General features: G+C 44.7%; 14 protein-coding genes. 10 read left to right on the top strand and 4 right to left on the bottom strand.

Annotated features, from left to right (window positions below; translation table 11 throughout):
* The first annotated feature begins 119 nt into the window (after positions 1–119).
* Positions 120–833, top strand: coding sequence for a cytochrome c biogenesis protein CcdA (locus NST40_RS22490; protein ID WP_076220439.1), 714 nt, complete (start codon positions 120–122; stop codon positions 831–833).
* Here NST40_RS22490 and splB read toward each other — a convergent pair.
* Entirely contained in the window at positions 830–1906 is a 1077-nt protein-coding gene (gene splB / locus NST40_RS22485) for a spore photoproduct lyase (RefSeq protein ID WP_076129638.1), read from the bottom strand. The two genes, NST40_RS22490 and splB, sit on opposite strands and share 4 nt — an antisense overlap.
* 193 nt (positions 1907–2099) lie before the next feature.
* Between splB and mntR the strand changes: the two genes are divergently transcribed.
* The 3 genes from mntR to NST40_RS22470 all read left to right on the top strand — a co-directional run bounded on the left by mntR (position 2100) and on the right by NST40_RS22470 (position 5495).
* The gene (mntR, locus tag NST40_RS22480) at positions 2100–2525 is read left to right on the top strand and encodes a transcriptional regulator MntR (protein ID WP_036682880.1); all 426 of its coding nucleotides are present in this window, start codon (positions 2100–2102) and stop codon (positions 2523–2525) included.
* 263 nt (positions 2526–2788) lie between these two features.
* Positions 2789–4477 (top strand): family 10 glycosylhydrolase, encoded by a 1689-nt coding sequence (locus NST40_RS22475; RefSeq protein ID WP_342410006.1) that lies wholly within the window; start codon positions 2789–2791, stop codon positions 4475–4477.
* Between the two features lie 88 nt (positions 4478–4565).
* Positions 4566–5495 (top strand): patatin-like phospholipase family protein, encoded by a 930-nt coding sequence (locus NST40_RS22470; protein WP_076277677.1) that lies wholly within the window; start codon positions 4566–4568, stop codon positions 5493–5495.
* Between the two features lie 87 nt (positions 5496–5582).
* Here NST40_RS22470 and NST40_RS22465 read toward each other — a convergent pair whose 3' ends face one another.
* Positions 5583–5921 (bottom strand): hypothetical protein, encoded by a 339-nt coding sequence (locus tag NST40_RS22465; protein ID WP_076129641.1) that lies wholly within the window; start codon positions 5919–5921, stop codon positions 5583–5585.
* 7 nt (positions 5922–5928) lie between these two features.
* Positions 5929–6927, bottom strand: a complete 999-nt coding sequence (locus NST40_RS22460) for a DUF1385 domain-containing protein (protein ID WP_036682868.1) — start codon at positions 6925–6927, stop codon at positions 5929–5931.
* Positions 6928–7083: 156 nt separating this feature from the next.
* Between NST40_RS22460 and NST40_RS22455 the strand changes: the two genes are divergently transcribed.
* The 5 genes from NST40_RS22455 to NST40_RS22435 all read left to right on the top strand — a co-directional run bounded on the left by NST40_RS22455 (position 7084) and on the right by NST40_RS22435 (position 11467).
* A complete protein-coding gene (locus NST40_RS22455) occupies positions 7084–7575 on the top strand; it encodes a YqhR family membrane protein (protein WP_036682865.1) in 492 nt (163 codons plus the stop codon).
* Positions 7576–7649: 74 nt separating this feature from the next.
* On the top strand, positions 7650–8720 hold the full coding sequence (locus NST40_RS22450) for a Xaa-Pro peptidase family protein (RefSeq protein ID WP_342410005.1): 1071 nt from the start codon (positions 7650–7652) through the stop codon (positions 8718–8720).
* A 46-nt stretch (positions 8721–8766) separates the two neighbouring features.
* The gene (gene efp / locus NST40_RS22445; protein WP_038572538.1) at positions 8767–9324 is read left to right on the top strand and encodes an elongation factor P; all 558 of its coding nucleotides are present in this window, start codon (positions 8767–8769) and stop codon (positions 9322–9324) included.
* Between the two features lie 147 nt (positions 9325–9471).
* Positions 9472–10020 (top strand): dihydrofolate reductase family protein, encoded by a 549-nt coding sequence (locus NST40_RS22440; RefSeq protein WP_076302717.1) that lies wholly within the window; start codon positions 9472–9474, stop codon positions 10018–10020.
* 193 nt (positions 10021–10213) lie between these two features.
* Positions 10214–11467 carry an aspartate kinase gene (locus NST40_RS22435; RefSeq protein ID WP_036682855.1) on the top strand — a complete coding sequence of 418 codons (1254 nt, stop codon included), beginning with the start codon at positions 10214–10216 and terminating at the stop codon, positions 11465–11467.
* A 134-nt stretch (positions 11468–11601) separates the two neighbouring features.
* Here the strand turns inward: NST40_RS22435 and NST40_RS22430 are convergent, their stop codons facing one another.
* Entirely contained in the window at positions 11602–12468 is an 867-nt protein-coding gene (locus NST40_RS22430; protein ID WP_081382367.1) for a YitT family protein, read from the bottom strand.
* A 323-nt stretch (positions 12469–12791) separates the two neighbouring features.
* On the opposite strand from NST40_RS22430, the gene NST40_RS22425 reads away from it, so the two are divergent.
* Positions 12792–13034 (top strand): YqhV family protein, encoded by a 243-nt coding sequence (locus tag NST40_RS22425; protein ID WP_036683194.1) that lies wholly within the window; start codon positions 12792–12794, stop codon positions 13032–13034.
* Positions 13035–13114 lie beyond the last annotated feature (80 nt).

The raw sequence follows: 13114 nt of genomic DNA, 5'->3' as shown, positions 1-13114 counted from the left end.
CGGTATCACATTAGGCAAGCATAAACGCCTTCGGTGTCCTTGTAAGGACGATAAGCGAAAAAAAGGAGCCATAAGCAGCTCCATGAAGTGACTCGAATGCCGGAAGGAGAGCCGCTATTTTGTCTAATATCAATGCAGGAATTGCTTTAGCCGCAGGGGTGGCATCGTTTATATCGCCATGCTGTTTACCGCTGTACCCCTCTTATTTATCGTACATTACCGGGTTATCCGTTCAACAATTAAAATCAGGCAGCAACTCTAAAGAGGTTCGTATACGCACCCTGACTCATACATTGGCATTTATATTAGGTTTTTCTGCAGTTTTTTACACACTTGGTTTTGGGGCTGGATTATTCGGGCAATTCTTTAATGGCCAGCGTGATCTGATCCGGCAATTGTCGGCGATTCTAATTATTGTAATGGGTTTGTTTTTGCTTGGGATTTTTCAGCCGCAGTTTTTACTTCGTGAACGTAAGCTTGATTTAAAATGGAAACCGGCGGGTTATGTGGGCTCCTTTATTTTTGGAATTGGTTTTTCTGCGGGTTGGTCACCCTGTATCGGGCCGATTTTGACGGCAATTATTGCTCTTTCGGCAAGCGACCCGGGCACTTGGTTTACATTGATTACCGCGTATAGCATCGGATTTGCTTTGCCATTTTTTCTTTTAGCCTTTTTCCTAGGCGGAGTGAAGCGTATCCTCAAGTACTCGAATCTGCTGATGAAGATTGGCGGCATACTTATGGTATTTATGGGTGTTTTGCTGTTCACGGATCAAATGTTCAGGATCACAGTGTGGCTACAAGGAGTAACGCCGGATTGGCTGATTTTTTAGGTGAAGTAATCAATACCTGCTTCCGGAAAATGCTCGAAAATCCGCTCTGTGATAAATTCTCGCAGGGCGGTTTGCTGTTCATCCGGATAGACATATTTGTTCTGTCCCCAGCGGCCCCATTTCTTTTTGCGTTTCTCCATGTCCATTTCTAGTTTAGATTTCGGGTAACGTTTCTCAATTACAGTCTTGGCTGTTTTGGTGAATCGGTGCTGAATCATTTCAAAGGTTAGACCTTTTCCGATTTCCGGAGGAAGGGTCTTGGCTAATTTGGCCAGCAGCTCCGCATAGCCTTCCTGCCAGCCGTCATACCAAATAATTGGGGCAATGATGAAGCCCAGTGGATAGCCGGCGCGGGCAACCTTTCCAGCCGCTTCAATTCGCTCTTCAAACCGCGAGGTAGCAGGCTCGAAATTTTTGATCACATAGTCAGCATTCACGCTAAAACGAATTCTGGTATGTCCGTTATGCTGCAAATCGAGCAGAGGTTCAACATGTTGGTATTTGGTCACAAAGCGCAGGCGGCCAAGGGGCTCCGCTGCCATGAATGTGATGAGTTCTGACAGAGACCCGGTAATATGCTCCAGTCCTAACGGATCTGAGGTACAGGCTGCTTCAAAAGTCGTGATTTCAGGGCTGCGCTCCTCGATATATTTTTTGGCGGCGTCAATAATGTCTTCGGTATTTACATATACACGAATGTAAGGCTTTGCCCCTAAAGTAGTCTGCAAATAACAATAATGGCAGTGGCCCATGCAGCCAGTTGCGATCGGAATTGCATAATCTGCGGAGGGTTTGGATTGGTCAAACTTTAAGGTTTTGCGCAGGCCGACTACAAGTGTTCTTTTGGCAATTTTATATTGCTCGACCTCTGTGTCACCCGGGAAATTCATTATACGGTTATGCGATGTAGTCATGCGATAGGGGATATTGTTAGCTTTCACCCATTCCATAATTCGTTCACCTTTCGGGTAATTTAAAGCCTCCGGCTCGAAGAAAACAAGCTCCGGGACAAAAAGGGCTGTAGCTTTTCTGGTTCTCTTTACGGGAGGGGTCTCAGGTGTCACTATAGTCATGATTTCACGCTCCTTCTGAAAGATGAGTACGTTTATTATGCCTAACTGAGTCTCATTAGAAGCATGGCAATCATGGGTAACTCCTCAGCATGTTCTCTTGAAGGACTTGCCAAGGGGCGTTAGAAACATGTATCATTGTTAGAGCAAGGTTTGGCTCGGCGCCAGGTTCATTATAGAAAAGAGGTAAATTTTAATGCCAACACCCAGCATGGAGGATTATTTGGAGCGCATATATAAGCTCATTGATGAGAAAGGTTATGCGCGGGTCTCGGATATTGCCGAGGGACTGGAAGTACACCCCTCCTCTGTGACCAAGATGATCCAAAAACTGGATAAGGACGAATATCTCATCTATGAGAAATATCGTGGGCTTGTCCTAACCAACAAAGGGAAAAAAGTAGGGAAACGTCTTGTTGATCGTCATCAACTATTGGAAGAATTCCTCGGTTTGATCGGAGTACAGCAGGAATTTATCTATAATGATGTTGAAGGGATCGAGCACCACCTGAGTTGGGATTCGATTACACGTATCGAAACGTTGGTGGAGTATTTCCGCCGCGATGAAGAACGTCTGCAGACTTTATATGCTATTCACAATGAACTGGCAAGCGATTCTTGAAATGTTTTTTCCCGAAACGGATATCGTCCTTAAAGTTATGCCCAGCAAGGCTTTGGTGAGCATAAACTACTAGATGGTATAGCCGTTTCTATTTTGTTTAGTGCAACCTTTCCCAGTTTTTAGCGTCAAAACGGATAAGTCCTTTTTCTGGCTGAGACTGATACCATTCTTTTGAAGGGTGGAATCGGTACATCAACTTGGAGGATTGATCCGTTTTTTCTTTTTTTATAGGATACATATTATTTTAGATTTGGGGAGGAATTATGAATTATCGTAAATGGATGTTGGGATTGCTAGTATTAGTATTGTTTCTGCCTTTATGGTCTCCTGGGGCACGTGCGGCAGCTGTGCAGATTACCATTGAACTGGATGGCGAGGCGCTGGCAAGTGATGTGCCGCCGTATATCACAGCTTCGAATGTAACGATGGTGCCAATTAGCGTCATTAGTAAAGGGTTGAGTGCTGGAGTAGTTTGGAATCAAAGCAGTAAGACAGTTACAATCACGCAAGGAGATACAGAGATCAAGCTGACCAGTGGCCAGAAAAGTGCATTAGTTAATAATGCTTCTGTAGCCCTCGACACCTCAGTACAGATTAAGCAGGGACGGGTTATGGTGCCGCTTCGTTTTGTAAGTGAGCAATTGGGGTTACGGGTTATCTGGGATCAGGCAACCAAACATATTTCTTTGTACTCTAATACAGAGCCGCCGCAGGCTGCTGATCCGGAAACACCAGCAGTACCTACAGCGACTCCAGTCGTTACGCCAACACCGGCCCCAGCCCCTACAGCGACTCCAAAACCGACCTCGCCAACAGTTCCAAGTATCCCTGGTGCGTCGGCTAACAAGGAGATGAAGGGAGCCTGGATCTCTACGGTATTTAATCTGGACTGGCCTTCAGTAGCTTCTGCAGGTAACGAAGCGAAACAAAAACAAGAATTTGATAATCTGCTGGACAAGCTAAAAGCTGTTGGTTTTAATGCTGTTTTTGTACAGGTTAGAACCTCAGCAGACAGCCTGTACCCTTCTGTTCTAGTTCCTTGGTCTAAGGTGCTGACCGGCACACAAGGAAAAAATCCGGGTTATGACCCGTTGAGCTATATGGTCAGCGCTGCACATTCACGCGGTATGCAGTTCCATGCATGGTTCAACCCATTCCGCGCGACAACGGATGCTTCTACATCTGCATTAGCTAGTAATCATGTGGCTAAGTCAAATCCGGAATGGATTGTAGACGCAGGAGGTAAAAAATACATCAATCCAGGGATCCCAGCAGCCCGCCAGCACATTATCGATACAGTGTTGGAGGTCGTCAAAGGCTATGATGTAGATGGTGTCCATTTGGATGATTATTTCTATCCTTCAGGTGTATCTTTTGCCGATGATACTGCTTATAAGACTTATAACACGAAGAACTTGTCCTCTAAGGCAGATTGGCGCCGCGATAATATTAATGAATTCGTCCGTCAATTGGGAGAACAGATTCATAAGGTGAAACCGAAGGTTTCTTATGGAATTAGTCCGTTTGGTGTATGGCGTAATATCAAAAAAGACAGCACAGGTTCGGATACCACAGCTGGAGTTACCGCTTATGACGATATGTACGCCGATGTTCGGACATGGATCAAGCAAGGCTGGATTGACTATGTCGCACCGCAAATTTATTGGAGTCTGTCCTTTAGCACTGCCCGCTACGATAAGCTAGTAGATTGGTGGGTTAAAGAGGTAGAGAATACGAATGTTAAGCTCTATATTGGGCAAGCTGCTTATAAGGTTGGAGCAAGTGACCAGAAAGCAGAATGGCAAAGTGGCGACCAAATCATCAACCAGCTTAAATATAATGAGAAATATAAAGAGGTTGCAGGCAGTATCATGTTCAGAGCAAATGACATTGTAGTCCGCAATCCGTTTGGATTATCAAATTTGCTGACCTTTTATTTTCAGTCCAATTAAGATAACTGTTCTAGATAAGGAGTCATGAATGCTCCCCCGTGCTCATAGATAAGCAATAGAATCTATGGGAAACGGGGGATTTTTGTGTATGGAGATTAACGCTGTGTTTGAAGGAGGGGGAGTAAAAGGGATTTCTCTCGCTGGAGCAGTTGAAGCCACGGAAAGGGCGGGGCGAACCTTTAAAAAGGTCGCTGGAACCTCCTCAGGCGCGATTGTAGCGACTTTACTGGCTGCGGGTTATGAAGGTGAGGAAATGAGTCGGATGATCCAAGGAACTTCTTTTTCATCGTTTATGAAGCGAGCTCCCATCTATAATACGGCTTGGGTAGGTCCTGCACTGCGAGTGTTATTGAAGAAGGGATTGTATTCGGGTGAAGCCTTGGAAGCGTGGATGAGATCGCTTTTGCTTAAAAAGGGAATTATCACTTTTCGTGATCTGCCACCAGGCAAACTATCTATAATTGCTTCTGACATTACCAATGGCCGGATATTGGTCTTACCAGATGGGTTGGAGCAGTATGGAATCTCTCCTGAACATTTTGAAGTGGCTAAGGCTGTGCGTATGAGCTGCAGCATTCCTTATTTTTTTGATCCAGTGATGCTCAGGTTAAATGGACAGTCCGCTAGAGGAAAGTCTTTTATTGAGCAATTTGTATACGTCGTGGACGGAGGGTTATTAAGCAATTTTCCTTTATGGCTATTTGACGGGATGAATGAGGATAGTAAAGTGCCGGGGAAAAGAATCCCTACGGTAGGGTATCAAACAGTAGGTAAAACCGACCCGCAGCCCCACAGGATTAGGGGACCGTTCAGTATGCTGCAAGCTATGGTAAGCACCATGCTGTCTGCTCATGATGAGAAATATATTGAAGATGATAAATATGTCCGCACGGTCACCATCCCAACGCTGGGTATCGGCACGACCCAATTTAATATTACGAAGATGCAAAGCGACGAATTGTATGCCGCCGGACTGAAGGCAGGGGAAGACTTCTTTAAGGAGTGGCGCCCCAGATAACAAGCAAGCTTTAAAATATCAGAAAAAAAGCATCCCGCACGTTATTTTGAAACGTGGAGATGCTTTTTGGTGTTTGTCTTAATTTAGTTAATGGTACTTTGGAAGCTGATCATCGTTTTTCCCTTTATTTCCTTCGATGACTTGGAAGGGATAACTTTTACGTTTGCCTGGTACTGCTTGAGTCTTGCGAATCCCAGCAACCTTGGTCATGGTTTTCTGCGAAGGTTTGACTTTGATTCTAGATCCATTGCTGCTGCGAGCGTATTTCCCTGGTCCCATTTTGTAAGCATAATAGATAATCGCTAACAGTACTAAGGGGAGAATCAGCTTTGAGAGCGTATAGAAAGGCTCAGTCAAGACTCCAATCACAAAACCGAATATTGCAAGAATTACAGAAATCCAAAAAATTAAAGCATGCCTGATCATAGGACACTCATCCTTTCGCAGGATCCAATATGCCGCCTGACACACTTGCCTCCGTATATCCTCTGGCTTCAATCTCTGCATCAAGCTCACGCATACGATTGAAAGAGGCGATGGATACTTCTACCTGATCATCCTTTGGTTCTTTGGTAGTGAGCAGCTGCAGCCATAGTCCAGGGTATCCCAAGTATTTGAGACCTGGAATTTCTCTTACTGCGTTGGTACCCTTCAGAACCTCAAACGAAACACCGATTACGACAGGCAGCAGAATAATCCGTTGGATCACACGTTCCCAAAGATTATCCCAGGGTACTACGGAGTAAATAATAACGCCGAGGATAATCGTCAGCATCATAAAACTGCTTCCGCAGCGGTAATGCAGACGGCTGTATTTCTGAACGTTCTGGACAGTCAGCTCTTCGCCTGCTTCAAAGGCGCTGATGACTTTGTGTTCCGCACCGTGATACTGGAATAGCCGCTTGATCACAGGTGTTTGCGAAATCGCCCATAAATAGACCAGCAAGAGAACCATTTTAATGCCGCCTTCTATGAGGTTGTGCAGTACATAGTTATCAAATGCATTCTTGAATAAAAAATCTTCGACAAATACTGGTACAAGCGTAAAAATGAGCTTTCCGAATAAGAAGGAGAGAATACCCATTACAGCAACGCCAAAAATCATTCCGAGGCTCCAGCCTTCGTCCTTTTTCTTCGGCTTAGCTTTCTCTTTCGCCAGTTCTTCGGGTTCCAATTCATCTTCGGCATAGGATTCAGCCGAATAGTTCAAGTGCTTAGAGCCTTTGGCGCTGGCATCTATAATACTGACAAGGCCGCGAAGCAGCGGAATCTTGCGCAGTTTAGTGACCCAGCTCTTATCGCTTCTTGGCACCTCCAAAAATGTAATCTCCTGATTCTTTCGTCGCACGGCTGTTACATTAATATGCTTGCCGCCGAACATGACGCCTTCAATGACGGCTTGGCCGCCATAGCTGGGAGTTTCCTGGGACAACCAATTCACCTTCCCGTAATTAATATGATTTATATAATACATTGTAACTAATTTTTGAAGACATTACTAGTTGGATCGCCTTTTGCTGCACATACTACCTTATATGGACAAGGAGAGACAAATCGGTATTAAAAATACGGAAAGAGAGGCAATTCTATGAGCAAATCACATCAACAACAATCAGATCATACTAATATTTGGTTTTTTGCGCTCGAATTAGGTTTTTTCGCAGGTTTGATTTGGGGAGGGCTGCACTGGTTAATCTACTGGTTCAGCTTTACCAAGGTTAGTCCTGGTTATTTAGCAGAGCCGTTTTTTAAACATACTTTTCTGACGACAATGTATGGACATCTCGTGGGTTATTTGTTTTTCATCTTATTTTCAGTGATAGCCTCACTGCTATATGTGCTTATTCTGCGCAAGCTGAAGGGACCTTGGCCAGGATTGGTTTATGGTGTTTTGTGGTGGGTAGTTATATTTATTCCCGGCTCGCAAATGTTTCTTATGCAGCCGCCTTTTAAGCTGCCGTGGAACACTGTGATTAGTGAGTTCTGCCTTTTTTTACTTTGGGGGATGTTCATTGGATACACAGCGGCGATTGAGTATACCGACGAACGAAAGCGTGAGCAAGCGACTGCACTTGCCTAACGGCTCGAAAAAACTTCTCAAGGGGATATCCCTATGTTAAAATACAATGTGGCTATTTCGAGAGGAGAATGAAAATGGGTAACGAGCGCGTCTCCAAGCTGCGTAAGGTTTTGCAGGATAAAGGATTGGAAGCAATGTTAATAACCAGCGGTTATAACCGCCGCTATTTAAGTGGATTTACCGGATCGTCCGGTTATGTATTGGTGACAAGCGATGATTGTTATCTGCTAACTGACTTCAGGTACATGACACAGGCTGCGGATCAAGCGGTAGGAGTTAAGGTTGTAGAGCATGGTCCTAAATTTATTGATACAGTACGCGAGTTGCTGCCAACAGGCAGTGAGGTACGTGTTGGTTTCGAACAGGATGATGTCTCATTCAGCGCTTATACCTCATATGCGGAAGCCCTTAAGCCGGCAGTGTTAGTTCCAGTTTCCAAAGCCGTGGAAGACCTCCGTATGTTCAAGGATGCTGAAGAGCTTGCTGTTATGCAACGTGCAGCTGATCTGGCTGATGCTACATTCAATCATATTCTGAATGTGATCAAACCAGGCATGACTGAAAGAGACGTCGATTTGGAAATGGAATTCTATATGCGTACCCACGGGGCAACTGCGTCATCGTTTGATACGATTGTTGCTTCAGGTGAACGTTCGTCCATGCCGCATGGCGTAGCAAGCAGCCGTGTAATTCAAGGTAATGAATTTATTACGCTTGATTTCGGTGCATTACTCGATGGATACTGCTCAGATGTGACTCGTACCATTGCACTCGGAGCTCCAGATCCGAAGCTGAAAGAAATCTATGATATTGTGCTGGAAGCTCAGCTACATACGTTGGCACATATCAAACCGGGTATGACTGGACGGGAATGTGATGCACTGGCACGTAATATCATCGCTAGCTACGGATATGGTGATCAATTTGGACATAGCACGGGTCATGGACTTGGAATGGAAGTTCATGAATGGCCGCGTTTGTCCAAGCTGAGTGACGATATCATGCAGCCGGGAATGGTCGTTACTGTAGAACCAGGTATCTATTTGCCGGGGATTGGCGGAGTACGTATTGAAGACGATATTGTGATCACCGAGAGCGGAATATCGCTGCTGACCCATTCGTCCAAAGAATATACAGTACTGTAAGTAAGAAAAGTAGTAGTTTAATTATCGAATTCAGGAGGGATTTTTAGTGATTTCAGTAAACGATTTTAAGACAGGCTTGACCGTAGAGGTGGACGGTGATATTTTTACCGTTCTTGATTTTCAGCACGTTAAACCAGGTAAAGGTGCAGCGTTCGTTCGCTCTAAGCTGAAAAACCTGCGCAATGGTAACACTGTTGAGCGTACTTTCCGTGCTGGTGAAACTATTGGCCGTGCTATTATTGAGAACCGTGGCGTGCAATATTTGTATGCAAGCGGATCGGAGCATGCTTTCATGGACAACGAAACTTATGACCAATTCGAATTGTCCAGCAAGCAGCTTGAATGGGAATTGAACTTCCTTAAAGAGAACATGACTGTAAACATCATCAGTTACCAAGGTGAAATCCTTGGGATTAACCTGCCTACCAGCGTAGAGCTGAAGGTTGTTGAAACTGAGCCAGGTGTGAAGGGTAATACTGCTCAAGGCGCTACTAAATCGGCCAAGCTTGAAACAGGTCATTCTGTACAAGTTCCTCTGTTCATCAATGAAGGAGATGTGCTGCTTATTGATACTCGCGAAGGTAAATATATCTCCCGCGCGTAGGAAGCATCATACTTGCCGAACTTATAACCAATCAGCCTCCCCCGTTATTACGGTGGGGGGTTTTTGGTATATAAACGAGGATGCATGAGGAACAGTATGGGTGTGGAATGTTATACTTACGAATTAAAGGATTAGAAGGAGACGCATATGAGAAAATTAATTATATCTGAGTTCATATCCCTTGATGGTGTTATGGAAAATCCACAATGGACCTTCTCATTCGGAAGTGAAGAACAGGAGCATTTCAAATTTGCTGAACTGAAAGCTGCTGACGCTCTAATGTTAGGACGGACAACCTACGAAGGTTTTGCAGAGGCTTGGCCAAATATGGTTGAGCAGACAGGTGAGTACGGTGAAATGATGAATGGATACGCTAAGTACGTAGTCTCCACAACTCTCGAAGAAACAACATGGAGCAATTCAAGCTTGATCAAGGGCGATCTTGCTCAGGAGGTGTCCAAGCTGAAGGAGCAGCCGGGGAGAGATATTCTCGTTTTTGGCAGTCGTACGCTTGCGCAGAGCCTGATGCAGCTTGGCCTTGTCGATGAATATCAGCTTCTGGTCTTCCCGATTCTGCTGGGTAGCGGTCAGCGCCTGTTCGAAAACGTTGGTGAAGAGAAGACTTTGGAGCTAGTGGACTCCAAAAGATTCAGTTCTGGAGTGATGGCCTTGACTTATCGACCAGCTTCTCAATAAAAAACTGGAAGACGAGTGAAATGAGGTCAGCTAGTGTCTTGAAGCTGACCTTATCTTTTTGTTAGCTTCTGGAAAATCAATAATTTTTTAATGAAATCATTAACGCATTACGCTATTTTCGTATTATACTGGTTTAAAGCGGGAAACCGATTAGAAGCAACTACATAGACCGATATGGGGAGTGAGTGGGACTTTGTCACTTTATGTTATGAAATTCGGAGGCAGCTCCGTCGGCGACACAGAACGCATGCAACGTGTTGCCAAGCGCATCGCAGACAAGCAGGATGAGGGACATCGCTGCGTTGTAGTTGTATCTGCTATGGGGGATACAACAGATGATTTGATCGATACGGCGAAGCAATTAAACGGGCAGCCGCCTGCACGTGAAATGGATATGCTGATGACAACAGGAGAGCAGATTTCCGTTGCTCTTTTGTCCATAGCTCTTCATGGGATCGGGCGGAATGCAGTATCTTATACAGGATGGCAGGCCGGGTTCCGTACAGACGAAACCCACGGTAGAGCTCGTATCAATGATATTGATCCACACCGTGTAGTAGCGTCTTTGGAACGCGAACAGATCGTTATCGTTGCCGGTTTCCAAGGGATGACTTTGGATGGTGAGATCACTACCCTGGGCCGCGGAGGATCGGACACGACAGCTGTAGCCCTTGCGGCTGCTATTCAAGCAGATGTATGTGAGATTTATACCGACGTTGATGGTATCTATTCTACAGATCCACGCATTGTGAAAACAGCCCGCAAGCTGAACGAAATCTCATACGATGAGATGCTAGAGCTTGCCAATCTGGGAGCAGCTGTACTACATCCGCGTGCAGTGGAGTATGCTAAGCGTCATCAAGTTAAGCTGGTCGTTAGATCGAGCTTTAATCATAATGAAGGTACTGTTGTGAAGGAGGAAGCAAGCATGGAGCAAGGAGTCGTAGTTAGTGGGATTGCTTATGATAAGAATGTAGCACGTGTCAGTATTCTAGGAGTACCTGATGTACCGGGTGTACTCGCTCAAGTCTTCGGCAAGCTGGCTGAAGAAGGCGTAAACGTTGATATCATAGTACAAAGTGGTGTGCAGAATGAGCAGGCTGACTTCTCATTTACAGTTTCACTTGATGAACTGGATCGTGCGAAGGAAGTCATTAAAGAAATCCATAAAACTTTACCTTACCGTGAAGTAACGTCCGAGGATAACCTTGTGAAGGTTTCTATTGTTGGCGCGGGTATGGTTAGCCATCCTGGTGTTGCAGCTCAAATGTTTGATGTGCTCTCCCAAGAGGGCGTAAGCATTAAGATGGTCAGCACGTCTGAGATTAAGGTTTCTTGTGTAATCGAATCCGGCAATTTGCCATCGATCATTCAGGCGCTTCACACTGCTTATAATCTGGATACAACTGAGCAGGCCTTTGTTGGTGGTCCTAAGGATCGTCGTTAAGAGCCGTTCAATCAATAAAAAGGGAGATCCTACAGCTATTTAGCTACGGGGTCTCCTTTTTGGGCATCAGCAATAAATGAAAAGGAACGCTGCAGGTTTGAATGCAGCGTTCCTTTTTACATCTATATGGGTATTTATCCTAAACGTCTAAACCGGCCTAGAATTTCAACAGTCTCAAGTACATTGACGAAAGAGCTTGGATCCGTCTCAAGGATAGTCTTACGCAGCTCTGACAGCTCATAGCGGGTCGTTACGGTCATCAGCATTGTATTGCCCTCGTGACTGTAACCGCCCTCTGCGTTGACTACTGTGATGCCATGAGGCAGCTCTCTAAGACGATTCAGCATTTTATCCCGTTCCTTGGTAACAATGAAGCAGGTTAGCTTAACATGACGAATATGAATCATATCAACCACTCTGCTTTTCACAAAAATACAGAGCATAGCGTATAAGGCTGAGTCCCAGCTTTTAAAGAAGCCTAAACTCAGAATAACGATCCCATCCATTACGAAGAGTACATTCCCAATAGGAATATCCCGCTTACGTGTAATAATCGAGCCTAATATATCAAATCCTCCAGATGAACCCCCGGCACGGAGAGAAAATCCAACCCCGCCAGCAATAATTACGCCGCCAAAAATACTAGCCAAAATCGGGTCTTTGGTCACTTTTACCGCAGGAATAATTGTCATGAACCAGGTGGTAGCTAAAACGGAAAGCATGCTTAGTAAGATGTACTTTTTCCCCACTGCAATAAATCCCCAGATCAGAACAGGAAGGTTTATCGCAAAATAAATGATTGAGATGTACTTCGGATTAGTTACATACCCGATGACTGAAGCCACCCCTGCTACCCCGCCGCTTAGCAGTTGATGAGGAATTAGAAATAATCTCATCCCTGCGGCGACTAAAAAAGCTGAAAAAATAATGATTGCCGCTTCTCTTACTGGTCTGACTACGGACCGCATGCTGAGCGGTAGCCCGTAATTTCGTACGTGCATGACACAAATCCCCTCTTTTTCTTATGTCTTTTTAGTTTGCCTTTTTTTGAAAATATAAACTCACTATATTTCCAATTAAAAAGGATACCACAGATGAAGGCGTTCGTAAAAATTATTTTATCGTACTGATTATATTTATTTATGAACCCACTCACTATGAATTCTTTCACAGTCTGATCTGCAAATCTGTCATTTCTCATTGTCTAAAGTGAAAAAGCCACGCATATCCATGAGTAATAGAAAGCTAAACAAGCCTCAGATCTCTTTTGGTATGAATGAATTAGTAAAAGGAGTGGAGTAGATTGGACAAGTATGTAAGCTGGATGGCAACTCTGCGGTTGTTCTCGGGCAGTGCAGAGATTATAGCTGCGCTGATAATGCTCAGATTAAATCAGGTCGATAAGGCGCTGGCTGTCAATTCTGGACTGGCTTTGGTAGGCCCGACCATATTGATATTGACGACAGCTATTGGCCTGACTGGGATGGCACAGCAGCTGTCATGGAGCAAATTAGGCTGGGTGGGCTGCGGTGTAGCCTTTCTCTTAATCGGGATTTTGAAAAAATGATAGATGATAGGCATATTGGGCGCGTACAAGCATAAATATGGAATAAAGCAATTAAGTAGAGGACAGCTTGGGGGTACTTT

Source organism: Paenibacillus sp. FSL R10-2778 (assembly GCF_038593035.1).
Classification (GTDB): Bacteria; Bacillota; Bacilli; order Paenibacillales; family Paenibacillaceae; genus Paenibacillus_AQ; species Paenibacillus_AQ odorifer.
This window is presented reverse-complemented; position numbering and strand designations above follow the sequence as displayed.

Excerpts from the sequence above, each read along its gene's own strand:
- splB (WP_076129638.1), bottom strand. The coding sequence starts at position 1,906 with ATGACTATAGTGACACCTGAGACCCCTCCCGTAAAGAGAACCAGAAAA.
- mntR (WP_036682880.1), top strand. The coding sequence starts at position 2,100 with ATGCCAACACCCAGCATGGAGGATTATTTGGAGCGCATATATAAGCTC.
- NST40_RS22475 (WP_342410006.1), top strand. The coding sequence starts at position 2,789 with ATGAATTATCGTAAATGGATGTTGGGATTGCTAGTATTAGTATTGTTT.
- NST40_RS22470 (WP_076277677.1), top strand. The coding sequence starts at position 4,566 with ATGGAGATTAACGCTGTGTTTGAAGGAGGGGGAGTAAAAGGGATTTCT.
- NST40_RS22465 (WP_076129641.1), bottom strand. The coding sequence starts at position 5,921 with ATGATCAGGCATGCTTTAATTTTTTGGATTTCTGTAATTCTTGCAATA.
- NST40_RS22455 (WP_036682865.1), top strand. The coding sequence starts at position 7,084 with ATGAGCAAATCACATCAACAACAATCAGATCATACTAATATTTGGTTT.
- NST40_RS22450 (WP_342410005.1), top strand. The coding sequence starts at position 7,650 with ATGGGTAACGAGCGCGTCTCCAAGCTGCGTAAGGTTTTGCAGGATAAA.
- NST40_RS22440 (WP_076302717.1), top strand. The coding sequence starts at position 9,472 with ATGAGAAAATTAATTATATCTGAGTTCATATCCCTTGATGGTGTTATG.
- NST40_RS22430 (WP_081382367.1), bottom strand. The coding sequence starts at position 12,468 with ATGCACGTACGAAATTACGGGCTACCGCTCAGCATGCGGTCCGTAGTC.
- NST40_RS22425 (WP_036683194.1), top strand. The coding sequence starts at position 12,792 with ATGGCAACTCTGCGGTTGTTCTCGGGCAGTGCAGAGATTATAGCTGCG.